Genomic DNA, 24,534 nt, shown 5'->3' with positions numbered 1-24,534 from the left:
TCGCCGAAAACAGAGGCGGTCTCGGCCATGGGGAGCACGGCATCATAATTGACCAGGGTCTGTTTCTTGGAAAGCGAAAAATGGACCCCGTGCCCCAGCTCATGGGCCAGGGTGGCCACATCCCGGAGGTTCCCGGTATAGTTCATGAGCACATAGGAAGGAATCCTGGGGGTCATGCCGCTGCAGAAGGCGCCGCCGGTTTTCCCATGCCGGACTGCCGCATCAATACGGGACTCTTCAAAGAATTCCTTCGCGATCTTTTCCATCTCCGGGCTGAAGTCTCCGAAGGCCTTCAAGACCTTGTCCCTGGCCTCATCAAAGGGGAAGACTTTATTTACCTCACCCACGGGGGCATAAACGTCACAGTTTTTGAGTTTCGGCAAATTGAGCAGCCGGGCCTTGAGCCTGAAATAATCCTGCGCCAGGGAATAATTCTTTTCCGTGACCTCCATCATCCGTTCGATGGTCTCGTGCGAGAGCTCGTTCGTGAGGTGTGTGGCGGTTATGGGATCCTTGTATCCCCGAAGATGGCATTCCTCGGAGTGGTCCAGGAAGATATTGTTGAACACCGACGAGAGGACGAGTGCGTTCTCCCCGTGCCGGTCCAGGAATGCGGAGAAGGCCCGCTCCCTGATTTCGGCCTCGGAACGGTGGAGCATGGCCAGAAGCTCCTCCCCGGTATAGTCCCGCTCCTCCCCTTCGAGGTTGAGACGATAAACGAAGGAGGAAGAAAGCTCCTCGAAGAGCTGACTGAAGGCCTGCTTGCCGGCCATGTCTTTTATATTGATGACCTGTTCTTCTTTTTCCGAGAGGGTATAGGGCTTAAAGAGGCGCAGCCGCTTGAGGTAATGACGGTAATTCGCAAGCAGGGGGTCGGACATGAGTTTGTCAAACCGATGATCCGGGATGGAGAGGATCTCCAGTTCAAAGAAGATAATCTCGTGGCGGAGCCTCGAGAGAAACTCGCGTGTCTTCTGGACCAGCTCCTTATGCGCATCCTTTTCCGTGTCCGCAGAAAAAACAAGCTGGGCATAGAGATAGGGCTTTAAGACCTTCTCCTGAAGGGCCTCGATCTCCATGATGGCGGCCCTGAGGGTCTCGGCCGTCAGTTTTTCGGACCCGATCTTCCCGTAATACCGCTCCCGGAATTTATGGACCTGTTTCATGCCGGTCTGCATATCGGTCTCCATGGCCGGGTCCGAGACCGATGAATAAAGCCGGGAAAGATCCCAACTGACTGTTTTCAGATCTTGCGACATGTTCTCTCCTGTGACTTTTTTTTATTCATTTGTAACCCCCTCACCTTTATCCTCTCCCCCTTCAAAGGGGGAGAGGGGAGGGTGAGGGGGTTTTTTACAAAGCCGTTATACATTAAACTTGAAATGCACGATATCCCCGTCCAGAATGATATACTCCTTGCCCTCGAGCCGGAGGGTCCCTTTCTCCCTGGCGTGGGCCATGGAGCCGGCCTCGATGAAATGATCGAAAGTGACCACCTCGGCCTTGATAAAGCCCCGTTCAATATCCGAATGGATGGCCCCTGCGGCACGCACCGCGGGGGTTTGTTTCATGATGGTCCATGCGCGCACTTCATCTTCACCCACGGTCAGGAAGGAGATCAGCCCGAGAAGATCATAGCAGGTGTGGATCAGGCGCTCCATGGCCGATTCCCTGATCCCCAGATCTTCCATGAAGAGCCTGGCCTCGTCCGGAGAAAGGCGGCAGAGTTCCATCTCAATCTTGGCGCAGACCGCCTCCGCCCTGAACTTCTCGCCGGGAAACATCTCCCGGACCCTCACGCATAATCCCTCGGTTTCGGGCGCGCCTATGGCCTCTTCACTGATATTCAACACAAGGATCACCGGAAGGAGAGTCAGGAAACGGTACCCCCGGACCAGCTTTTCCTCTTCGGCCTCAATGGAGAGATCCCGGAGCGGCTTCTCCGCCTCCAGCGCCTTCCGGAAGCGGTCGAGAAGCGCTTTCTCCTTTTCGTTCTTCTGCCTATCCATTCCTTTTTTCAGGGAGGCTTCGATCCGCTCAAGCCTCTTCTCGATGATCCCGAGATCGCTCAGCATCAGCTCGATCTCGAGGTCCTGCACATCCCTGAGAGGATCCACAGATCCGGCAGGATGCGGGACCGAGGCATCCGTAAAAACCCTGACCACGTGGACCAGGGCATCCACCTCTCGAGCTCGTTGAAGAAATTCCGTAACCTTGGCCCCCTCGGACACGCTCCCCCTGGGAAGGCCGGGAAGGTCCACGACTTCCACGGAGACGTGAGTGGTCTTTTGGGGTTTGTAGATCTCGCTCAAACGGTCCACCCGTGCATCCGGGACCTTGACCACGCCCACGTTGGGTTCGGCCCCGGTCTGGGCATAGGAGGCCGTCTCGGCGGTCCCGCCGGTTAAGGCATTAAAAAGCGTGGTCTTCCCGCAGTTGGGGAGCCCGACAATTCCGATAATCATTTGAAGCCGCCTTTCTATTTGATGATGATCAGGGATGATTCTATGTTCAGCCGTCCATCCGAAAGTGATCGTATCCTCCGGAAGCAAGCTCTATGCATCCGCCGTCGGGAAATTCGACGGAAAGACCTTCTGAGACCGTAAGAATCTCGCCGATCTCAACCACCGGAACCGGAAGACGGGCCTGTTTCAACCCCATCAGATCACAGGGAGGGACCGTGAAAAGAAGTTCATAGTCCTCTCCACCGTGAAGAAGGTTGGACACAGGGTCCACGGACAACTTCATACAGACCCTTCGGTAATCTTTCGAGACCGGCAGGTCCTTAAACCTTACACGGGCGCCCACCCCGCTTGATTTGCATAGATGTCCAAGGTCTGAAGAGAGGCCGTCGCTCAGATCAATCATGGCGGAGGCCAGGCGCCCCGAGCTGAGGGCCCGGCCCAAGGTGATCCTTGGCTCAGGCATCCTCTGCCTGCGTATAAAGGGTTCCGCACTCTCGATCTTCAGATCCGACTGGAGGGCACGAAGCCCCAAGGCGGCATCTCCCAACGTCCCGCTCACAAAGATGCGGTCTCCGGGTTTCGCTCCAGACCGCAGCACGGCCCGGCCTTTCTCTATCCTTCCAACATGCATCATGTCGATGAAGATCCGGCCGTCCGAGCCGGAAAGATCCCCGCCTGCAAGAGTGACCTTGAACTGACCGGCCGCATCTCTGATCCCCCGGTAGAGAGCCTCTGCCTCTCTTCCTGCAACGGAGCGGGGAACGGCCAGGCTCACCAGGGCGAATTCCGGCAAACCTCCCATCGCGGCAATGTCGCTCAGACTCGACAGAAAGGCCTTGCCTCCGATTTGCTCCGGAAGAAACCAGCGGCGGTCGAAGTGAATCTTTTCAACGAGCAGATCCGATGTGAGCAGAATATCGAACGATGCATCGCCTGAGATGACGGCGCAGTCATCGCCGATTCCAGTGCGAAGATTCTTGGAAAATATCCCGGCCGGTCCGGTCATGCGCTCGATCAGATCGAACTCTCCAAAGGCTTGACCTTTCTTGTTCCTCAAGCAAGCACCTTTTCAATGGTTTTCAGCAGATCGGTCATGTCCGAGGACTTGATGACGTATCCATCGGCCTTCCTGGCAGAGGCTTCATTCCTGAAGGAGCCGTAAGCCGAATTCAGGATCACATCAATATCCGGGAACCGGCTTTTGATGTGATCCAGAATCTCCAGGCCGTCGGCGCCGGGCATCTTAATGTCCAGAATCACGAGGTCCGGATGGAACCTTTCGATATCCTCCATGGCCCGGGTCCCGTCGGTCTGGACCCGGACAGAGTAACCACGATCATCCAGTTCCGCCTGATAGAGAAGGCAGATACTCTCTTCGTCATCAACAATCAGTATTGAATGATCTTTATCCGAAGCCATGGATCTATTTTCTACAACCATTCAAAAATCCCGAGAATCCTGGAATGCCATGGGGCCGTGCAGGACCGGCCGGACACCCCCCAGGCTATTTCAGAATCCTCTTTAAAGCGCTCTTCATCTTGGTCAAATCCGAGGATTTTACAATATATTCTTCAGAGGCCCAGAGCGAAAAATCCTGTTTATACTCCTCATACGCTGAACAGATGATGACCGGGATATCATCTTCTTTTCTTTCCTTGATCAGTTTCAGGAGATTCACCCCGTCCATTCCGGGCATCTTGATATCGAGAATAATCGCATCGGGTTTCTGAACACTCAGAACCTCCAGGGCTTCATATCCGTTGCTGGCCAGGATGACATGATACCCTTCATCCGTCAGCTCTTCCTTGTAGAGGGTTCGGATATTCTCCTCGTCGTCTACAATTAAAACTGTTTTCATACATACCCCCTTTCTCCATCCATGTCTTAAACGATAAAAGACAAGGACATGGAAGCTTTCACCTCACCCCTTCACCTTGTCGTCCAGAAAATCCTCCTGACCCTTGTGATGAATTTCTTTCCCCTTCAGGCTTGTCCTTGCCTCAGAGAGATCCATCTCCTGGATTGCCGCTCCCTGTTTTTGCCTGGCAGGCAAGGAAATCGAGAAGGTGACCCCGACACCCGGTTCATTCTTGACCAGAATATCTCCGCCATGCGCGTCCACAACCCTGTGCGTGATCGCCAGCCCCAGTCCTGTGCCGGTATGTTTGGTCGTGAAAAAAGGATTGAAAATATTCGTGATCACATCTTCGGATATCCCTCCGCCCGTATCACTCACATAAACCATGACCTCGCCTTCCACTTCCTTATATTCACACCCGACGGATAGGCGCCCTCCCTTGCTCATGGCATGCTGTGCATTGGAAAAAAGATTGATAAAAACCTGTTTGATCTGGTTGGAGTCGACGTGGATGGTTGGAATCCCGTCATGAAAATCCCTGCTGACTTCAATCCCGCTCTCGGAAAAACTCTCCTCGAAAACCTCCAGGGCCTCCTCAAGGATCGTGATGACATTGCATTCGGAGAACATCGGCTCCGCGGATCGTGAAAAAGCCAGAACTTCCTGAAGCACTTTCTCCAGCCGGCCGACTTCCTTAACGATGATTCTGGAGTAACGCTTCTCCGGGTTGGATGCATCAAGCTTGCTGTCGAGCCTGCGGGCGAATCCCCCGATGGAAACCAGGGGATTGCGGATCTCATGGGCAATGCTGGCGGCCATTTCTCCCAAGGCCGCCATCTTTTCCGATTGGATCAGCCGATCCTGAAGCTCTCGGATGGAACGGGCGGCCATCTCCAGATCCGAGTAGACCTTGGCGTTTTCAATGGCCAGTCCGGCTTGACTCGCAAAAAGTTCCAGACGTCTCAGGTCATTCTCCGTGATCTCTCTCTTGTTATAAAGATTGTCCACGATGATCACCCCGATCACCCGATCCTGAGAGATCAGGGGAACGGTTGCAAAACTTTCAAATTCCAGTTTTTGTAGAATTTCGGGGTTGATCCGCAGATCCTCCCTGGCATTCCTGATGTTGAACCCTCTCTTCTCCAGGACCGTCAGGGCCAGGACCCCTTTCCCGTATTCAATGGGAATCCTTATCCCCTTGGCCAGATGGTCAAACCGGCTCGTGCGGTCATGACCGGAGGCCTTGACCGAAGCAATCCATTCCTTGAAGCTCATCTTCTTGGAACCGATTTCCGTCCAGATACGGAAGGCGTCCTCTCCGCTGTCCGGCCCTACGCCGAGCATCCCCTGCAGGGTGTTGGTCTTTTCATTAACCAACAGGAGAATTGACCGGTTGAAGTTCAGCCCCCCGCCGAAGGTGACGGCTTTCAGAATGATCTGCAGAAGCTGGTCCAGGTTCATGGTCGTGCTCATGGCGTTGCTGATCTCATAGAGAATGGCAAAATCATTTGCTTTTTGCGCGTTCTCCTGAAAGAGCCGCTCCGCCCTTTCGTAGTTCCATGCATTTTCAAGAACCAACGCCCCCTGGCTGGCCAGCGCCATCAGGAGGTTCATGTCGTCCTTGTCGAAAGGGACCAGGGCGCCGAAGGCGTCTTTCTTGTCATGAAGGGTCAGGGTCCCGATGACCCTCTCCTTTACGGTCATGGGGACACAGAGAAGGGAGGAGAAGATTCTCTCCATGGGGAGGACATTTTCCGAATCTTTCGACAGCTTATTGATCATCATGGGGGCGGCCTTTGCCGCCACCTGGCCGGCTGTTCCTTCGCCCAGTTTGAGATGCGTCCGGGAGATCTCCTCCGGATTCTTGTAGAGCCCATACATGGATTTGACCTTCAGGAGGTTGTCATTCCCATCCAGAAGATGGAGCATACATCCGCTGGCCCCGATAAATTCCGTGCTCTTTCTTGTCACCATGCCGATCAGCTCCTGAAGCTCCAGCGTGGAGCTGAGCATCTTGCTGATGTCGTACAGGGAAACCAGTTCCTCATACTGTTCCGTGGCATCCAGATAGAGCTGGGCGTTGCGGATACTCCCTCCGATGCCGTCCGCGATGGAACTGAGAAGATGGAGGTCGTCTGTGGTGAACTCTTTTTCTGCAATGGTCCAGATATTGATGACCCCGAGACATTTGCCCAGAAAAAGGATCGGAGTCGAGATCATGGAGCGGTATTTCTCCTCTCCGCTCCCCGGGAATTTCTTCATTCTCGGATCCTGAAAGATATCCCGAACGGCCAACGGGGTCTTCTCCACTGCAACCCATCCCGTGATCCCCTCCCCGACTTTCAAGGATATTCCGTTGATCATCTCGGGGTTGAGGCCGACCGCGGCCTTGAGGCTCAGGGCCTCGCCGCCCTTTTTCATCAGATAGACGGCGCCGGCATCCACGTGCATCTTGTTCACGATCTTTTCCACCACCTGATTGAGCCGCTCGTGAAGATTCAACGTGGAATTGCTGATCTTGAGGATATCTCTTAAAATCTCATATTCAATCTTGTTGTTTTCCATATTTAAAATCGCCCCTGAAAGGAGCCCTCTGCAATGGATATTCCGGCCTTGCGTTTCTTTTTGAGTATCCGGGTATAAAGCTTTTCATATTCCACGGCCGATCGGCTCCAGGAAAAATTGCATGCCATGGCATTCTTGACCAGTTCTTTCCAAAGGGCCTGGCTGTCATAAACCTGAAGGGCCCTTCGAAGGGTGACGGAGAGCATCTCCGGAGTGTAATCCGCAAATTTGAAACCGTTCCCTTTCAGCATCTTGGGATTGAAATTGACAATCGTGTCATCCAGTCCGCCCGTGGCCCGGACAATGGGTATGGTCCCGTATTTCAGGCTGTACATCTGGTTCAGCCCGCAGGGTTCGTATTTGGACGGCATGAGAAAAAAATCCGAGCCGGCCTCGATCAGGTGGGCGGTCCGGTTGTCATAGGCGATCTTGACTCCGAACCGCTCCGGATACTTCTGAGCAAGCCGCAGCAGGATCCGCTGATACTTCTCTTCACCGGAACCGAGAACCACAAGGGCGAGGTCCATCCCCGCCAGATCTTCCTCCACGGCCGAGATCAGGTCGAAACCCTTCTGCTCAATCAGCCGAGAAACGCAGCCGATCACCGGGCGGTTCATCTCTTCGCTCAAACCGAATGCTTTCAAAAGGGCCTTCTTGCATATGGGTTTCCCTTCCATATTCTTCAATGAGTACCCGGCAGGAATCAAAGGATCGGCAGCGGGATCCCAGGAAGAATCATCCACCCCGTTTAAAATTCCAAAGAGGTCTCCTGAACGTTTGCTCAGCACCCCTTCCAGACCGAAACCGAATTCGGGCGTCTGAATCTCTTCGGCATATTTTCGGCTGACCGTATTGAGGCCGTCCGCGTAGAGCAACCCCGCCTTAAGAAAATTGATCTTCCCATGGAACTCGATCCCATCGGGAGTAAAGTACTCCCATCCCAGGCCGGTCAGCGGGAGGTCAAAATGCCAGAAGAGCCCTTGATAACCGAGATTGTGAATGGTAAAAAGGGATGCAACCTCGCTGAATCGCGCAACCCCCTTGTACGTCTGAAGATAAAGGGCCGCCAATCCGGTCTGCCAGTCATTCAGATGCAGGACATCAGGCCAGAAGTCCAGACTTTTCATGGCATCCAGGATGGCCCGAGAAAAAAAGATAAAGCGGGAGGCGTTATCCGGATAATCCCCTTGGGATGAACCGTAAAGATGTTCCCGGTCAAAAAATGGATCGTACCGTATCAGATAGACCGGGACGCCTGAGGGGAGTGTCCCGCTCAAAATATCGCCTACGAGGACCTCTTCCCCCACCCGGGCATGAACCTTGCATCCGGTTTCTTTCAGTGTTGCGCCTGAACGATCCACCGACCGATACTTGGGGATGATCACCCGGACATCGTGTCCAAGCCCCCGCAGCGCGCCGGGAAGGCTTCCGGCCACATCGGCCAACCCTCCGGTCTTGGCAAAGGGAACCATCTCTGAGGCTGCAAACAGGATCTTCATGTCGGTCTCCAAAACGGCAGACACTTAGAGACACTTACACTCGCGCTTCCCTTAGAAACTCCGCTGCTTCCTCAGGCGGGGTCGGATTGATATAAAAACCCGAACCCCATTCAAAGCCGGCCACACGGGTCAACTTGGGCATGATCTCCAAATGCCAGTGATAATAGTCGTTGACCTCTTCTCCAATCGGCGAAGTATGCAGGATATAGTTGTAGGGGGGCATGTTCAAGGTCTTGTCAATCCGCTTCAGGGTATCCTGAAGGATAGCAGCGAGAAGAAGGTATTTTTCACGAGGCATCTGCTCAAATGAGGATTGATGGGCCTTGGGAAGAACCCACGTTTCAAAAGGGAACCTCGGCGTAAACGGCTCTATCGCCACATAGTGCTCGTTCTCTGAGATCACCCGAATCCTGGATTCCAGCTCCTGATGAAGAATATCGCAGTAGACGCAGCGCTCCTTATACCGGTAATGAAGCGATGCGCCCTGGATCTCTTCGGCAACCCTTTTGGGCACAATCGGGAGGGCGATCAACTGGGAGTGGGAATGCTCCAGGGAAGCCCCTGCCGAAAGTCCTTCATTCTTGAAGATGAGGATATACTTGAATCGAGGATCCCTCTTTAAGTCCACCATCCTCTCACGGTATGCCCAGAGCGCATCTTCGACCTTTTCCAGAGGGAGGGTGCTCAGGGTCTTGTCGTGGTGAGGGGTTTCGATAATGACCTCATGCGCCCCGATCCCGTTCATCTTGTCATAGATCCCTTCAGCCCGTTTGTTGAGGTCCCCTTCTATCTGAAGGGCAGGAAATTTATTGGCCACCACCCGCAAACTCCATCCTTCGGTATTGGGCGCCGAATCGTTTTTTCTGAAGGCAAGAATTTCCGGAGGCGTGACCTTTTCATTCCCATAGCAGAATGGACAAAACCCCCCGTTTCTTTTAAGAAGGGTCTCCCCAAAGTCCGTGGGCCTCTTTCCCCGATTCGTTGAGATGATGACCCACCGGCCGATGATGGGGTCCTTTCTCAGTTCAGGCATATATATCCTCCCCTTCGCACAAGCAAAAACAGCCTATTTTTAAATGACTTAGGAATTTTTTTAATATACCACCTCTATGACCGAGACGCAACACAAAAATTCGGCTCGAAGCCCTTAAAAGCAGGCGGCGCCTGTTGATTCTTCTTGACACATTCTCGTCTTAGGATTAAAAATTTAGAAAAAATGGTTCTTCTCACATATAGTGGGTAAAAAGGGTTCGAGGATTCCAGGGTTACGCTTCGCGTGCACCGCTTTTCTCTATCCTTGCCGTCTGCGACGGCTACTACACTGAGGTATCAAGGGGTCAAGGGGTCAAGTGAAATATTTAAACGCAAGCAAAATCTCCAGAGAAAAACACTGGAACCCTCGGACCCTCAAGTCTTGAAAAGCACTTCACTTGACCCCTGGAATCCTTGACCCCTTGACCCCTGATCTTTTCACCCACTCTTTTGGAGATGAACCAAAAAGATAAAGCCCTTATCAAAACAAAAGATGATATCCACCTGAGGGGTTATGTATGGAAAGAACTCCTGTCGCCGCCGGCCGGACAGTGAAAGCCATCCTTAAGGAATTCGGCATGGATTGGATCATTGAGAGGCATGCCATCTGGTCCTGCTGGGAAGAGATTGTAGGCCCGGAGGTTGCTTCAAAGACCCGTCCGGAATTCTTTTCCGGCAAGTGTCTGTTCATCACGGTTGAACATTCTTCCTGGATGCATCAGCTCAACTTTCTCAAGGACCCCATCATCCGGAATATCAACCGAAAACTCGGCTTTGAGGCCGCGTCGGAGATCCGTTTTCGCATCGGGACCCTTGACGGCCCGGAACCTCGACCCCAAAAGACCCGCTCTGAAAAGATCAGAATCAGCCGGGCTGAAAAAGAGGAGATCGAATCATCGCTCCGCCTGATCTCCTCTCCGGAAATAAGAGAAATTTTATACCGCATCATGCTCAAAGACCTGACTGAGAAAAAATCACAGGAAGAAAAACCATCCTCAGAACCGCTGAACACAACCCATCTTGATTGACCGTAAAAATCCGGGCTATCCCTGCTCTGGATAGAATCCTTCTCAATCGGAAAAAGACTGGATTGTCCGGCCAGCCTGTGCCGATGCCACGGCAGACAGGTCGGGCCTGTCCTCCGACTGGATCGGGGGACCGGACAATGACAAACATATGTAACCCTGATTTGTACCCATAAATTTGTCGCAGACCCATCCCTTGATTCAACTTTGACCTGAACCATTCATTATGATAATATAAAATACTTCATATGATGAAAAACAAAGCGCATCCGAACAACACGAACAAACCGCCTGCCGCGGGAGGGAAGTCGCTGATCAAGAGCGATCCCCTGCAGAGGTACCTATCAGAGATCAGGACCTATCCCCTTCTCACCCCCGAGGAAGAATATGCCCTGGCGGTACGCTACGCCGAAACCCGGGATGTAGACGCCGCACAGAAACTGGTCTTGGGAAATCTTCGCCTGGTCGTCAAGATCGCCTTTGATTTTGTCCGCCTTTACCAGAACGTTCTTGACCTGATCCAGGAAGGAAATATCGGACTGATGCAGGCGATCAAAAAATATGACCCCTACAAAGGAGTTAAGCTCTCCACGTATGCAGCCTGGTGGATCCGGGCCTATATTCTGAAATTCATCATGAACAACTATCGTATCTATAAAATCGGGACCACCGCAGCCCAGAAGAAGCTCTTTTTTAAACTCAACCAGGAATATGAACGGATCATGGCCGACGGGGATATGCCCAGCCCCAGGCTGCTGGCCGAAAGTTTCGACGTCCGGGAGTCCGACGTCATTGAGATGCAGCAAATCCTCAAGGGAGACGAAGTCTCTCTGGATGCCCCGATTCAGGAAGACTCCAAGACCTCCTTCATGCACTTCTTCTCATCAAAGGAGATCCCGGTTGATGAACGATTGGCGGACTCCCAATTCATGAAACTTTTCACTGAAAAGCTCCGGGAGTTCTCAAGAACTCTGGGGGAAAAGGAACTCCTGATCTTCAAGAAACGGCTTTTGTCCGAAAATCCGGCGACCCTTCAGGAGATTGCGAACAGCTACAAGATCAGCCGGGAACGGGTGCGTCAGATTGAGACGAGGCTGATCCGCAAACTCAAGAAATATCTCTCTCAATTCGATGCGTTCGCAGGGATACATATTGATCAGGATCACAGTCCCCGCCTGGGCGTCAGCGATACTGAAAAAAATCATTGACATTTCACCGCTCTCCTATATAAGTATGCAAAAAATATTGTTTCTTTTCCGCATACAGGATTCACCATGGGAACACGGATCGTGGTCATCGGCGGCGGTATTTCCGGTCTCTTGGCCGCCTTTTGCATCCGGGAAGGCGCCGCAAGAACCGGGCAGGACATTGAACTCACGGTCCTGGAAAGCGAAGACCGGCTCGGAGGGAAGATCTGGAGCATTCGAGACCAGGGCTTTCTTTGTGAGTACGGCCCCAACGGTTTTCTCGACAACAAGCCTCTCACTCTTGAGCTTTGTAAACGGCTCGGTGTTTCAGGGCGGCTTCTCAAAAGCCGGGATCAGGCGCGCAAACGTTTTATTTATTCCGGGGGAAAACTTCATGCTCTCCCCGAAAGTCCTCCTGCATTTTTTAAATCCGGCCTTCTGTCTCTCCGGGGCCGTCTGAGAATCATCGGTGAGCTCTGGGCCCGGAAAGCCCCGAAGGACCGGGACGAAACCCTTGCGGATTTTGCGCGGCGGAGACTGGGGCAAGAGGCCTTAGACAAACTGATCGGGCCCATGGTCTCGGGGATCTTCGCCGGAGACCCGGAACAGATGAGTCTGAAAAGCTGCTTCCCGAGGATCGCAGAGCTGGAAGCTGAGTATGGAAGCCTGATCCGGGCCATGATCAAAATCCAAAAGAAAAAAAGGACTGAGGGAGAAGCAAAGGCGCCCCAGGCCGGCCCGGCCGGCCCCGGGGGCATCCTCACTTCCTTTGCGGGGGGGCTGGAAGATCTGGTTCATGCCCTGCGTGACGCACTTTCCGGTTCCATTCAAGTATCCTGCAAGGTCAGCCGGATTCAAAGGGGCTTGAAGGGTGAACCGCCTTTCCGGATTCAGGTGGAAAATCAAAGCGCTCCTATCCCTGCAAAAATTGTGGTCTCCGCCGTTCCAGCCTACGCCGCCGCCCGGATACTTTCAGGGCTTTCCGACCAGGCATCGGACACGCTGCGTCAAATCCCTTATGCCCCGGTTTCCGTCATCTGCCTGGGGTATCGGAAAGAGTCCATTCCGATTTCCGTAGACGGCTTCGGTTTCCTGATTCCGAATCAGGAAAACAAGAAGATCCTGGGTACGCTTTGGGATTCCAGCATCTTCCCCGGAAGGGCGCCCGAGGGGTATGTCTCTCTTCGGAGCATGGCCGGCGGCGCCCGTCATCCCGAATACGCTCTTGCAAATCCCGATGAGATTCTTGCCGGCGCCCGGCAGACGCTGAAAGAGATCATGGGGATCCAGGCTGCACCAAAGTTTGTCAAGATATTCCAACACAAAGAAGCCATCCCGCAATATACGGTCGGCCACGGCAAACGTCTCTCCGCATTGGAGCAGATCCTCGCCGAAGATCATCCCGGTCTCTTCCTGACAGGCAACGCTTTCTACGGTATCGGGATTAATGACTGCGTTGAGAGCGCAGAGCGTGCCGCGGAGAGGGTCATGGCTTTCATCAAAAAAGCATAGGGGAAAGCGGGTTCGTTAGAGGGGGACCCCGTCTACTTCCTCCAGACATGGATCTCCCGTGCGATCTCCTTGTCCAGGGCCAGGGTCGTTTCCTCAAAGAGAATCACCAGGGCAGGCTGTTTCTGGTGAACCTTGACCCGGGTGCCGGGGAAAAGACCCATAGAGGTAAGCTGGTCCAGGAGCTGATGGTCCCGGGTGGAGATATAGGCGATGACTCCCTGCCCTCCCGGATCCAGCTTGTCCAGAGAACGGATCAGGCTTTCAATCTGCGTTCTTTTTTCGGAACAGCAGGTCCCACGCGGGATGCGCTTCCCATGGGGACAGCTTGTGGGATGGCCGAGCAGGGTGCAGATACTGTCGGTCAACTGCGGACTCATCACGTGCTCAAGGTCACAGGCGGACTCTTCGATCTTGTTCTTCTCCCTCAAGATCAATACGTCCGAAATCAGGCGCTCGGCCAGACGATGGCGCCGGATGATCTCTTCGGACAGGCTCTTCCCCTTCTCCGTGGCCTGGACTTTTCCACGGGGATCGATGACGATCATTTTCTCTTCTTGAAGAAGGGAGATCTGTTCCTGCGTGAGCGGATGGTTAAGGCCGCGCGCCTGCAGATCTTTTAAAAACACCTCTCCTTTCTCCCCCAGGGTCCCGATCAACTCCATGGCCTCTTCACGATCTTCCCTGTTCATGGTCTTCCTCCTACAAAATCGAAAAAGTTCGTAGAACGACGTTCAGCACGGCCCCCACCAGAATTGCATAAACCAGGATAAAGCTCACCATATAAAAAGCCACTTTTTTGCCGTGCTCTTTAATCATGACAAAATAGTTGGCCAGACAAGGGACAAAGAGGACCATTACCGTCATACTCACAGCAAGCTGAAGCATACTCATTTCTCCCCGATCGGCCATCATGAAAAGTCCGGCGGCGCCGTAGTCTCGTCTCAGAAACCCGACAATAAAGGCCTGGGCTGTCTTGGCCGGAAGATCAAGCAGCCCCTCCAGGACCGGCGCGAGGACCCGCTCAATCCCGCCGATCAAACCCAGCCTATCGAGCAAAAAGAGGATAAACGTACCCAGCATAAAAAGGGGAACGGCCTCCTTCAGAAACCATTTGACCCTGTGGTAGGTCTTCATAACGATGTTTGACATCTGGGGGATTCGGAGGGGCGGAATCTCAATCAGGAAATCCGAACTCTTGCCCGGAACAACCTTGGCCGCAAGATGGCCCACAATCAAAAGCTGCATCAGAACCGTTACGATCACGATGGCCAGGGCCTTCATGGAGAGACCCCCGACCAGGCCCAAGATCACTCCCAATTGGGCTGAACAAGGGATCCCGAGGGCAAGAAGCAGGGTGGCTATGACTCTTTCCTTTCGGGTCGTCAGGATTCTTGTGGTCAGGGTCGCCATGGTGACGCATCCGAGGCCGAGGACCATGGGAAGAACAGCCCTCCCGTTCAAACCGATCTTCTTGAAGACTCGGTTGGACATGACCGTGAGCCGGGGAAGGTAACCGGAGTCCTCAAGCAATCCGAAAAAAAGGAAAAAGAAACTGACCACCGGAAGAACGATGGCCACAGAGTAAGTGAGCCCCACGGATAAAACTCCGTACTCACCGACCAAAAGATCGTGCATAAAGGCAAAGGGGAGGACGGCATCCACCACACGGGTCAAGAAGGGCGTCACCACCCGCCCGAAGACAACATTCTCCAAAAAATTGACTCCGTAACCGGCCCCGATTTTCCCCACGAAGAGGTACATCAGGTAAAGGAGGAAGAAAAGGACCGGAACCCCGATGACCGGATGCATGGCCCAATTCCCTACGGTTTCTCTCCGGCTCGATGAAGGTTTGTATTCCTGCTGAACGCAGAGCTTGAAGATCTCATCCACATAGACCTGCCTTTGTTTCTGGATCACATAACCCAGAGGATCCTGGAACTCCTCTTGAGCCTTTTGAAGGATCTCCTGAATCTTCCCGGTGTCGAGGTCCGGGTCGGTTTCCTTCAGGAGATGATATAAATGCCTGTCTTCCGCCAGAAGCGTGAGGGCAAGAAACCTTTTTGAGACCGGCGTCTCCGGAAGAAGAGCGGCGAGTTCCTCAACGGCGGCCTCGATGGGAGGAGAAAACCGCGCCTCTCGGTTTGCGTGGCGGAATTCGCCGAGAGACTTCCAAATCTCCCTGAGGCCCCTCCGCTCGGTGGCCACGGTGGGGATCACCCGAATCCCCAAAATCTCAGAGAGCCGGTCACGGTCAATGCGGATCCCCCGCTCCTCGGCCTCGTCATACATATTCAAGACAAGAACCATGGGCAAGCCCATGTCTGAAAGCTGGGAGTTGATCAGAAGGGAACGCTTCAGATTCTTGAAATCGGCTACCTGCAAGATCCCGGCGTCCTCTGTTCGGAGAAGGATATTCCTCGTCACCTGTTCATCCTCGGACTTGGGAATCAGGCTGTTGACGCCGGGGCTGTCGATGATCTTGATGTTCTCCTGCCCCCTTCCGGTGGTTTGAATAATCCCCTCCACGATCTCCACGGAGGTCCCCGGATAATTCGATACGGTCACATACCTTCCTGTCAGCAGACCGAAAATCACACTTTTTCCTACATTCGGGCTCCCTACCAGGATCACCGTTTTGGGCTCTTTACGCTTCCCGTCAGTCAAGCTTTCCCCTCCGTCACGTGTCCATCATCCATCCATGATCAGCCGCAATTTTTTTTATAGTAGTATAACCCCCGGCGGAAAACAACCAAGTTTTTATGAAAAAACTCCGGTCAGCAAACGTTTTGAAAGAGGCGCGTGAATTCGCTTGAATTTTTCCCCTCTATTTCTTATGATAGCTCTGAATCAAAGGACAAAAGGACCTTTTCTGGAGAAGGAGCGGTTCCATGAGATGTCTCCGCGTGGGAATGGCACAGATCAACCCGGTGGTCGGGGACCTGGATGGAAACCGTAAAAAAATGGTCGAGTGGATCCGGGCTGCCCGAAAAAAGGGGGTTCAACTCCTCTCCTTCCCGGAACTTGTCGTAACCGGATACCCTCCCAAGGATCTCCTGTTAAAGCCCGACTTTATCCGGAAGAATCTCGAATGCCTGCAGAAAATCCTGCCGGAAACAAAAGGGATCTGCGTGATTGTGGGATTCGTGGACTACACGGACGATCTCTATAATGCCGCCGCCGTCCTCCATGACGGCCAATGGATCGGAACCCAGCACAAGATCCTTCTTCCGAATTACGATGTATTCGACGAGCATCGCTATTTTCGGCAGGGGGCCCAAAGCTTCTTATTTGATATGGACTGCGCCCTCTTCGGGGTGACCATCTGTGAGGACATCTGGTTCCCTGACGGTCCGGCCGTGGAACTGGCCCGAAACGGAGCTGAACTCGTGGTCAACATCTCCGCATCGCCCTTCCATGCCGGCAAGGCGGGCATGAGACGGGAGATGATCGCCACGAGGGCCAGGGATCATCTGGCCGTCCTGATGTTCAACAATATGGTCGGAGGCCAGGACGATCTGGTCTTTGACGGCAGGAGCCTGATCGCCGACCAGCAGGGACACCTGATATCCCTCGGCAAGGCCTTTGAGGAAGACCTGATCGTATCCGACCTGAACCTGGACGACGTGCGCCATGACCGGCTGAAAAACCCCCGGAACCGGCGGAGGACTTTGGAAACCAAACTGAATGCAAGGCCCTTGACGGTCATTGCTTCCACGGGGATCACCCGCAGCCTCGATAAAGGGACGTGCCGGAAAAAACTTGACATCACTGAGAATCCCTTCCTGCTGCGCGAGGTCCACGAGGCTTATCATCCATACGAAGAGGTCTATTCGGCGCTCAAACTCGGCCTTTCCGATTATGCGCGGAAGAACGGCTTCAGGAAGGTCGTCATCGGGATCTCCGGAGGGATTGATTCCGCCCTGACGGCCGCCCTGGCCGTGGACGCCATCGGCGCGGATCATGTGATCGGGGTCTCCATGCCGAGCAGGATCACCTCCAGGGATAGCGTGGAGGATGCAAAAATACTGGCCGGGAACCTGGGCATCCGGCTGAAGATCATCCCGATCCACGATATCTATGACGCCTTTGCGGCAGCGCTTTCAAAAATTTTTAAAGGCAAAAAAAGAGACGTCACTGAAGAAAACATCCAGGCACGAATCCGCGGGGTGATCCTCATGGCGCTCTCCAACAAGTTCGGCTATCTGGTCATCAGCACGGGGAACAAATCCGAAGTGGGAGTGGGATATGCCACTCTCTACGGCGACATGGCAGGGGGACTGGCCCTGATTTCCGATGTGCCCAAGACCCTCGTCTATAAACTCGCCGATTACAGAAACAGCCTGGCCGAACAGCCGGTGATCCCGGAACGAATCATGACCAAACCCCCCTCGGCGGAACTCTCTCCGGGTCAAAAAGATTCGGATACACTCCCTGATTATGAGATCCTCGACGGGATCCTGCACGCTTATGTAGAATTGGATGAATCCGCCTCGGACATCGTGGGTCTGGGTTATGATCAAAAAACCGTCCGCCGCATCATTCGGATGATCGACAAAAACGAGTATAAGCGCCAGCAGGCCGCCCTGGGGATCCGGATCACGCCCAGGGCCTTCGGCTCAGGACGCAGGCTGCCGATTACGAATAAATACAGCGTATGAATAAAAAAAAAGAGATCCGAATCATCGGGGCCGGCCCTGCGGGGTTGTGCGCAGCCATCCACCTGGCCCATGCCGGTTACGGCGTCACCGTATTCGAAAGGAACCGAGACGTGGGCATGCGCTTCTCCGGAGACTTTCAGGGGATTGAAAACTGGAGTATAAGCGAAGACTTTCTCTCTTCAATTCAGAGGATGTCGATCCGCCCTGATTTCCTCTGTCAACCCTATAAGCAGGGCGAGTTCTTCATGCAAGGGAATTTCGGAGGGACCGTAAAATCCGACAAACCTCTCTTCTATCTCACCCTTCGAGGCCCGCTGAAAGGAAGCCTGGACCGATCCCTGAAGAAACAGGCCGAAGATGCCGGGGTTCATATCCTGTTCAACCAGCGGATGAACCCGGACCAAGGGGAGATCATTGCAACCGGCCCTGGAAGACCCAATACCCTGGCCAGCGGCGTGCTTTTTAAGACCGATCTCCATGACACCATCATGGCTTATCTGGACAACCGGGCCGCGCCCTGGGGTTATGCCTATCTTCTCGCCCGGCAGGGGCAGGCGACCCTGGCGAGCGTCTACTTCAAAGACTTCAAGAATGGGTTCAACCACCTTGACCACAGCATCCGGGCCTTTCAGAACATCCGCCCATTTTCCATGGAAGAGACTCGGCGGTTTACCGGTTACGGCAGCTACTTCCCAACCCGAAACGCGGTTCATCATCATCGGCTCTACGCAGGGGAGGCGGCAGGGTTCCAGGATTTTCTTTTTGGTTTCGGGATCCGGTATGCCCTGACCTCCGGGTATCTCGCCGCCCGAAGCATCATAGAGGGTTCAGACTATAACGCCCTCTGGAAAGAGGCCTTTGGAAGACAGATCTATACCTCGCTCTCCAATCGATACCTGTTCCAAAGGTTCGGCGCCATGGCCCACCGCTTTGTAATCTGGGGAACCACGAGAGGAGACCCCTGGCGGTTCATGAACCGGCTCTATCAGTCCTCATGGTCCAGGCGTGCGGCCTATCTTCCTGCAGAACGATGGTTGAAACGATCCGCAAAGAACCATGGGTTAAAAAAAACATAGGAAATTCTTTAAAAATCATGAACGCGGCAGAAATTAAAATAAAGATTTTGAGGTTCTCTGTATCGGCCATTCAATCAACAAGAAGGAGGCAATATGAAAAAAGGAATCTTCTGGTTATTTATTTTTTTAGTCATCCAAACAACCATCATCGCTCAGGTCAACGCCGAATGGAACTACACCTTCATCCCCAAAGTGTCGATGGGCTTGGAATATGATTCCAACATTTATTGGAGCGCATCCAATAAAGAGAGTGATTTTAACTATCAGGCAGACATCGCCTTCCCGTTTCATGCCGTATCACCGGACACGGATATAGGCCTCAACTACCGGACCAGCCGATTTCAATACTCTTCTTTCCCGGGAGCAAATTATGGAAACCATTACGTCACGCTGAACGCCTCGCACAAACTCTCGCAGCGTCTCAGCCTCTCCTTGTCGGACAATTTCGCCAGTATGAAGGATTCGGACAGGTTCCTGAGGGCCGGGGCCAGCGAGACCGAATCGGACATTATCGTGGAACAGGTCAGAAACAAATCCAATTCCGTGACCGGATCCATGAGCTATTCGGTATCTCCCAAGGCCTTCATCAGCCTGAGCGCGACCCATTCCTTGTTCCGTTACTCCCTGCCGGCTTACTATGACTCATCCGGTAACGGAGGGACGATCTCCTACAACTACAGTCTGGATGCCCAGAATACCGTCTTCACTTCGATTTCCGCAAATAACACGAATTATGAAAGGAGCGATCTGGAACTGAGGCAGAGCGCTGTGTATAGACCGATCGGTCCAGATTTTTATGAGCTTCTTTTCAACTCGGAATTTGACCGGTCCATAAACAAATCCGCCTATATCGGATGGTCACACCAATTTTCATCCACCTTGAATACCAGTCTATACATCGGCACAAGAAGGACCGAAGATGTCACAAAAATTCTCGCTCTTGTTCCAGGCGGAGGCATTGAAGTCCCCCATTCTCTGCCAGAAGGAAGTCTTGTCCAAGCTGCTATAGCCTCATCATATATATACGCCATCGCACATACTGGAATGCCGATTGTCTTCCCTGGTGTAACTATAGAACCTATCAGCGACGATTCACAGAAAAGTTCCGGGTTAATCTACAATCTCACCATCAACAAAACCTTTGAGTCTTCATCCCTCTCTCTATCATTTGACCAGGATACCTATCAACGATCCGCTTATGGCGGGACATCGATCCGCCGGTCTTACAGCGCCAATTATAACCACCGCCTCTCGGACCGGCTGAGCGCCTTTTTGAACGGCCGTTACGACCAGAACAAGAATGAATCGGACTTTTTACAGGACAAATATGATACCCTCCGCGTCGGCGTCGGGACCAGCTATTCCATTACCCGTGACCTCTCAGGATCTCTTTCATGGAATCATACCATACAGAAAAGAGACCTCCAGGGCGCTGTGGCCGGCCCGCGGATCGAACGGGACCTGGTTGCTCTGATCTTCACGTATCAATGGCCTTTGAAAAGATAAAGCGGGAACAGGAGGCGTTTCATTTTGAATGAAAGTCGGCTTTTTCTATGCTTGATCCTGATCCTCCTTGCCCTTTCCGCCTTTTTCTCGGGTTCGGAGACGGCCCTGACTTCCTTCCGAAAAACCCGCCTGAGACATCTTGTACAAGAGGGGGACAAGCGTGCCATCTTGGTCGAGCAGCTTTTGAAAAAGACCGACCGGCTTCTGGGAACCATCCTGGTGGGGAACAACCTGGCCAATGCAGCCGCTTCGGTTCTGGCCGGGGCCCTGGCCGCTCAGATGCTCGAACCCTCTTTCGGCAAGGAGACCGCTATGCTGGCCGCTACGCTCATCATTACCTTTTTCCTTTTGATTGTATCCGAGATCACACCCAAAACCTTTTCCGCCCACCATGCCGAGGAGGTTTCTTTTCTGGCCGCACGCCCGATCCAATGGCTGACCGTGATCCTCGCCCCCCTGGTGAGCGTGACCACGTTGATCTCAAGCTTCATTCTGAAGGGGGTCTTACGGGTAAAACCCATGAACGTCCGGATCTCCATGGAAGAAATCCGATCCATCATCACCCATGGAGAAGAAGAAGGGGTCCTTCAGAAAGAAAAAGGGGAGATGCTTCACGGAATCTTTGAAATCAGCAAGACCATTGTCAAGGAGGTGATGGCGCCCAGAACGGACATTGCCGCCATCGACCTTCGCGACTCAAACGAAACGATCCTGAAAACCATTATAGAATCCGGCCATTCCAGATATCCCGTTTACCGGAATCATATCGACAATATCGTCGGTTTTCTTTTTGTCCGGGACCTGATCCCTTACTGGTCTGATCCCGGGGGATTTGAACCTCAGAAGGTCCTTCGCAAACCCTCTTTTGTACCGGAGACAAAGCGGGTGGATCATCTCCTTGATGAATTCCGAAAGGAAAAACGGCAGATCAGTATCGTGGCCGATGAATACGGGGGCGTGGCCGGACTGGTCACGATGCAGGATCTTCTCGAGGAGATTACCGGAGAAATTCGTGATGAATACGATCAAGAAACCAAAAAAGTAGAACGTTTCCCCGGCGGCGTCATGATCCTGGACGGACGGCTGACACTCGACGAGGTCTATGAAGAGAGCGGGATCAAGTTCCCTAAAGGAGAATATGAAACGATTGCCGGATTTCTTCTGGATATCTTCGGCAAGATCCCCAAGGAGGCCGAGGCGATCTCCTTCAAACAATACTTGATCTCAGCGCATAAACTGGAAAGGCACCGCATTCTCAAGGTGAAGATAAAACCCATACTGGGCGAGACCGTTTAATCAACCTAGTTACACCCTGTTTTAAGATTTTCAATTTCCCCCTTTACAGAAAGCGCCGGATTGTATAAAATGAAATCATACGGAACTTATTGTAAATTCGGGTAAATTTCTTCACACACATGATTCAAGACATCCGTTTACACGGCGCCATATCCGATCAGATCGAATACTTCACGACCATCGCTGGTCACGATATCAGCCATCGCTATTTCTTCGAAGAGGGGAAAGATCCAAAGTCGGGGCCTTTCACCCGATTCTTCTCTCTCGGCAACGAACTGATTCTCACGCGCGATGGAATTCTGCACAAGGGAAACGGCGGAAGTTTCTGTGAGTACATGTTCGGAGGGGAGCAGCCCATTGAAGACCTGATGCGGAAAGAGGTTTTAAACAGGCTGATTATGTGCGGCGCCGTAGCCTCGGATGAAGGCAAAGGAATTGAATTTATCTCTCGAAGCCACTGGTTTGACGACTATGGAAAGATCTTCTTCGAAGGCAACACCCTTGCAAATTATTTTTTCTTCGTCTATTTCGAAGAAATAAAAGAATTCCGCCGGCAGCAGGAATATATCCTGCGCAGCATAGGGAAACGCCTCAAACGCTCAACCTATGTAGGCCGGGGCGATGACCTGGGACTCGTTTCCGAAATCCTCACGGAAATGAACCGTCCCCGGTATCTTTTCTTTCTGATCCGGATCGTCAACAAACACCATGAGGCGTTCTATAACCTGTATAAAGAGATCTACTACAAGAACAAATCCATTTCCGAAAAGGATGCGGATAGGATCCATGCCTTGGCCTCACATTATCGGATCAATCAGTACGATCAGGAACGGATGAAAATCGATGTCATTTACAAACACCCTGAAAACAAGCGGATTATTGATGAATGCAAGGATGTCCTGATCGAAGGAGAGGCCCGTCAGGAAATCAGCCACTCGCAGCAGGCCCGGCTGATCCGGCTGAGAACCCTCTGCGTACGGAACAACATTCCTATCGTCCTTCCCAATATCCTGGATGATCAGCTTTTAAAGAACAAAAAACTGATGGAGGTGGATGAACCTGAGTACATCCAGGAAACCAGAGAGATCTTGGAGGGGCTTTTCATCAAGGAGGATAACCTCGACAAACTGATCACAAAAGATGACATGGTCAAACTTCTCTGGGCAAAAAACAAGGCCACGGTGTTTCAGGACCCGACCTTCGACGGCATCCTGATGGATACCGTGCGAATCTGCGACGAGCTCTCAGAAAAGCAGGGGAATGACTGGCCTTTGGAAAACTTCGGATACATCGTGACGCATTTCGACCGATATGACGCCACCTACATGATCATCAACCAACTCGCCTTCAACGAAGAGATCGAACTCACCCCGGACAAACTCAGAAGCCTTTTAGGGCATAAAAAGGTTTTTGACGAGACCTATCCTAATCTCTTTTATGAACTCTTTATCCTAACCGTCTTACAGAACAAATATCTCTCTCATTACGGCAGGAAGAAGATCCTTGCCCTCTCTGCGGGAATCCAGGGCATCGAGAACGGGGACAAAACCCTCGCCGACGTTGTTGAAACCATTTCAGAAATTCAAGACCAGCAAAAACTCTATTTCACAATCTATGATCGTATTAAAGAAAGGGTTCTTGACGTCTATACCAAGATCCACGGAAGACAGCAGCGAGAAGCCATACGGAGACAACTTTTCACCGAGATCTCGGTCTATCTGGATATCAACAAGAACCTTCTGGATCATCTCCTCAACCAGGCCATACTGAACCTCAACAAGGAGATCTATTATAAAGAAAAACTTCTGCCGCAGATCATTGCCGAACAGAACAACATGCTCCGGCAGGACTTCTTCGAAAACAGCGGCCTGGACCGTTTTACCCTCGAGGAACTGGAAAGGGAATATTACGAGCAGAACAAAATGGACGAAAAGGCCCTCGTTGCCCTGCAAAACGGCTCCAACTAAGCGGTCCTGTTCGTAAATATGGTGACGTACCGACTTGTACTCGGTTTACCGGTAGAGGGTCGTAGGGCGGTCTCATCCCCGCGCGCGACTGAGGTGTACCCCTCTGGTACGCTGCAAGGAGCGGAACGGAGAGAAGGCCGCCCTACGGCACTCAAATGCCACCGTATTTACGAATAGGGGCTACTAACTGGCCATCCTGAACCTAAAAATCCCCTTGCTTTTCTTTTAGGATTTCTGCTATAAAATAATCGGATTTCCGGTCCCCCGATCAAGCTTGCCTTCCGACTTGATCGGAGGGTCGGAGGACAGGCCTATACCTTTCATCCGTTCGGATTTGATGTTATAAACTTGTCCTCGACTTTGATCGGGGAATCGAGGGGGCGTCTTCATGAAAAGTTTAAACAGGGTACAGCTTATCGGCAGACTAGGGAAAAACCCGGAGGTGAGATATACGACGAACGGGTCGGCTGTGGCTAACTTCTCCATGGCAACAAACGAGTCTTGGACCGGTAAGGACGGACAGAAGAACGAGCGGACAGAATGGCATAACATCGTGGCCTGGGGTAAACTGGGCGAGATCTGCGGGGAATATCTGACCAAGGGAAAACAGGTGTACATCGAAGGAAGGCTGACCACTAGGTCCTGGGAAGATAAAGACGGGAACAAGCGGTATACCACTGAAGTCCGGGCGGAGAACATGATCATGCTGGGAGGTCCCGGTTCCGGTTCCGCTTCCGCCCCTGGTTCCGACCATACAGCAACTGAAAATGAGGCGCCAAGCTCCGCCTCCACGATTGAGGATGACATCCCTTTTTAGCCACTCAATGGGAGAAAAAACATGAGTGAGACATTAGCCATTGTCGTAGGCGGCGGGCCCGCGCCGGGAAT

At 52.6% G+C, this 24,534-nt stretch carries 19 protein-coding genes; 9 read left to right on the top strand and 10 right to left on the bottom strand.

What is annotated here, in order from left to right; all coding sequences use genetic code 11:
* The 8 genes from AUK29_05680 to AUK29_05645 all read right to left on the bottom strand — a co-directional run.
* Positions 1-1,259: oligoendopeptidase F (locus AUK29_05680; protein OIP64015.1), on the bottom strand; the 1,259-nt coding region annotated here is incomplete at its 3' end.
* A 105-nt stretch (positions 1,260-1,364) separates the two neighbouring features.
* Positions 1,365-2,465, bottom strand: a complete 1,101-nt coding sequence (locus AUK29_05675; GenBank protein OIP64014.1) for a redox-regulated ATPase YchF — start codon at positions 2,463-2,465, stop codon at positions 1,365-1,367.
* Positions 2,466-2,511: 46 nt separating this feature from the next.
* The gene (locus AUK29_05670; protein OIP64019.1) at positions 2,512-3,471 is read right to left on the bottom strand and encodes a thiamine-phosphate kinase; all 960 of its coding nucleotides are present in this window, start codon (positions 3,469-3,471) and stop codon (positions 2,512-2,514) included.
* 47 nt (positions 3,472-3,518) lie between these two features.
* Positions 3,519-3,884, bottom strand: coding sequence for a hypothetical protein (locus tag AUK29_05665; protein OIP64018.1), 366 nt, complete (start codon positions 3,882-3,884; stop codon positions 3,519-3,521).
* 85 nt (positions 3,885-3,969) lie between these two features.
* Positions 3,970-4,323 (bottom strand): two-component system response regulator, encoded by a 354-nt coding sequence (locus AUK29_05660; GenBank protein ID OIP64013.1) that lies wholly within the window; start codon positions 4,321-4,323, stop codon positions 3,970-3,972.
* A gap of 63 nt (positions 4,324-4,386) precedes the next feature.
* Positions 4,387-6,888 carry a hypothetical protein gene (locus tag AUK29_05655; protein OIP64012.1) on the bottom strand — a complete coding sequence of 834 codons (2,502 nt, stop codon included), beginning with the start codon at positions 6,886-6,888 and terminating at the stop codon, positions 4,387-4,389.
* A gap of 2 nt (positions 6,889-6,890) precedes the next feature.
* Positions 6,891-8,387, bottom strand: coding sequence for a starch synthase (locus AUK29_05650; protein OIP64017.1), 1,497 nt, complete (start codon positions 8,385-8,387; stop codon positions 6,891-6,893).
* Between the two features lie 34 nt (positions 8,388-8,421).
* Positions 8,422-9,420: a galactose-1-phosphate uridylyltransferase gene (locus tag AUK29_05645; GenBank protein ID OIP64011.1), complete on the bottom strand. Its 999-nt coding sequence runs from the start codon at positions 9,418-9,420 to the stop codon at positions 8,422-8,424.
* Positions 9,421-9,937: 517 nt separating this feature from the next.
* Between AUK29_05645 and AUK29_05640 the strand changes: the two genes are divergently transcribed.
* The 3 genes from AUK29_05640 (at position 9,938) to AUK29_05630 (ending at position 13,143) form a co-directional block, all read left to right on the top strand.
* Positions 9,938-10,447 (top strand): hypothetical protein, encoded by a 510-nt coding sequence (locus AUK29_05640; protein ID OIP64010.1) that lies wholly within the window; start codon positions 9,938-9,940, stop codon positions 10,445-10,447.
* A 245-nt stretch (positions 10,448-10,692) separates the two neighbouring features.
* Positions 10,693-11,652, top strand: coding sequence for a hypothetical protein (locus AUK29_05635; GenBank protein ID OIP64009.1), 960 nt, complete (start codon positions 10,693-10,695; stop codon positions 11,650-11,652).
* 66 nt (positions 11,653-11,718) lie between these two features.
* Positions 11,719-13,143, top strand: coding sequence for a protoporphyrinogen oxidase (locus AUK29_05630; protein OIP64008.1), 1,425 nt, complete (start codon positions 11,719-11,721; stop codon positions 13,141-13,143).
* A gap of 32 nt (positions 13,144-13,175) precedes the next feature.
* Here the strand turns inward: AUK29_05630 and AUK29_05625 are convergent, their stop codons facing one another.
* Positions 13,176-13,754: a hypothetical protein gene (locus AUK29_05625; protein OIP64016.1), complete on the bottom strand. Its 579-nt coding sequence runs from the start codon at positions 13,752-13,754 to the stop codon at positions 13,176-13,178.
* Positions 13,755-13,842: 88 nt separating this feature from the next.
* Positions 13,843-15,807 (bottom strand): ferrous iron transport protein B, encoded by a 1,965-nt coding sequence (locus tag AUK29_05620; protein ID OIP64007.1) that lies wholly within the window; start codon positions 15,805-15,807, stop codon positions 13,843-13,845.
* A 224-nt stretch (positions 15,808-16,031) separates the two neighbouring features.
* Between AUK29_05620 and AUK29_05615 the strand changes: the two genes are divergently transcribed.
* From AUK29_05615 to AUK29_05590, 6 genes are all read left to right on the top strand, one after another.
* Positions 16,032-17,801, top strand: coding sequence for a hypothetical protein (locus tag AUK29_05615; protein ID OIP64006.1), 1,770 nt, complete (start codon positions 16,032-16,034; stop codon positions 17,799-17,801).
* On the top strand, positions 17,798-18,877 hold the full coding sequence (locus tag AUK29_05610) for a hypothetical protein (protein OIP64005.1): 1,080 nt from the start codon (positions 17,798-17,800) through the stop codon (positions 18,875-18,877). Before AUK29_05615 ends, AUK29_05610 begins: the two co-directional genes overlap by 4 nt.
* A 93-nt stretch (positions 18,878-18,970) precedes the next feature.
* Complete coding sequence (locus AUK29_05605; GenBank protein ID OIP64004.1) at positions 18,971-20,383, top strand: hypothetical protein; 1,413 nt, start codon at positions 18,971-18,973, stop codon at positions 20,381-20,383.
* Between the two features lie 24 nt (positions 20,384-20,407).
* On the top strand, positions 20,408-21,679 hold the full coding sequence (locus AUK29_05600; GenBank protein OIP64003.1) for a hypothetical protein: 1,272 nt from the start codon (positions 20,408-20,410) through the stop codon (positions 21,677-21,679).
* 119 nt (positions 21,680-21,798) lie between these two features.
* Complete coding sequence (locus AUK29_05595; protein ID OIP64002.1) at positions 21,799-23,646, top strand: TIGR04442 family protein; 1,848 nt, start codon at positions 21,799-21,801, stop codon at positions 23,644-23,646.
* Between the two features lie 388 nt (positions 23,647-24,034).
* Positions 24,035-24,463, top strand: a complete 429-nt coding sequence (locus AUK29_05590; protein OIP64001.1) for a single-stranded DNA-binding protein — start codon at positions 24,035-24,037, stop codon at positions 24,461-24,463.
* Positions 24,464-24,534 lie beyond the last annotated feature (71 nt).

This window comes from Nitrospirae bacterium CG2_30_53_67, from assembly GCA_001873285.1.
Classification (GTDB): Bacteria; CG2-30-53-67; CG2-30-53-67; order CG2-30-53-67; family CG2-30-53-67; genus CG2-30-53-67.
Note: the sequence above shows the minus strand (reverse complement) of the source record. Positions and strands in the feature narration are given on the sequence as shown.

Coding starts and splice junctions, on each gene's coding strand:
- AUK29_05650 (OIP64017.1), bottom strand. CDS start 8,387: ATGAAGATCCTGTTTGCAGCCTCAGAGATGGTTCCCTTTGCCAAGACC.
- AUK29_05595 (OIP64002.1), top strand. CDS start 21,799: ATGATTCAAGACATCCGTTTACACGGCGCCATATCCGATCAGATCGAA.
- AUK29_05640 (OIP64010.1), top strand. CDS start 9,938: ATGGAAAGAACTCCTGTCGCCGCCGGCCGGACAGTGAAAGCCATCCTT.
- AUK29_05645 (OIP64011.1), bottom strand. CDS start 9,420: ATGCCTGAACTGAGAAAGGACCCCATCATCGGCCGGTGGGTCATCATC.
- AUK29_05615 (OIP64006.1), top strand. CDS start 16,032: ATGAGATGTCTCCGCGTGGGAATGGCACAGATCAACCCGGTGGTCGGG.
- AUK29_05610 (OIP64005.1), top strand. CDS start 17,798: ATGAATAAAAAAAAAGAGATCCGAATCATCGGGGCCGGCCCTGCGGGG.
- AUK29_05675 (OIP64014.1), bottom strand. CDS start 2,465: ATGATTATCGGAATTGTCGGGCTCCCCAACTGCGGGAAGACCACGCTT.
- AUK29_05590 (OIP64001.1), top strand. CDS start 24,035: ATGAAAAGTTTAAACAGGGTACAGCTTATCGGCAGACTAGGGAAAAAC.
- AUK29_05660 (OIP64013.1), bottom strand. CDS start 4,323: ATGAAAACAGTTTTAATTGTAGACGACGAGGAGAATATCCGAACCCTC.
- AUK29_05665 (OIP64018.1), bottom strand. CDS start 3,884: ATGGCTTCGGATAAAGATCATTCAATACTGATTGTTGATGACGAAGAG.
- AUK29_05630 (OIP64008.1), top strand. CDS start 11,719: ATGGGAACACGGATCGTGGTCATCGGCGGCGGTATTTCCGGTCTCTTG.
- AUK29_05635 (OIP64009.1), top strand. CDS start 10,693: ATGATGAAAAACAAAGCGCATCCGAACAACACGAACAAACCGCCTGCC.
- AUK29_05605 (OIP64004.1), top strand. CDS start 18,971: ATGAAAAAAGGAATCTTCTGGTTATTTATTTTTTTAGTCATCCAAACA.
- AUK29_05670 (OIP64019.1), bottom strand. CDS start 3,471: ATGACCGGACCGGCCGGGATATTTTCCAAGAATCTTCGCACTGGAATC.
- AUK29_05655 (OIP64012.1), bottom strand. CDS start 6,888: ATGGAAAACAACAAGATTGAATATGAGATTTTAAGAGATATCCTCAAG.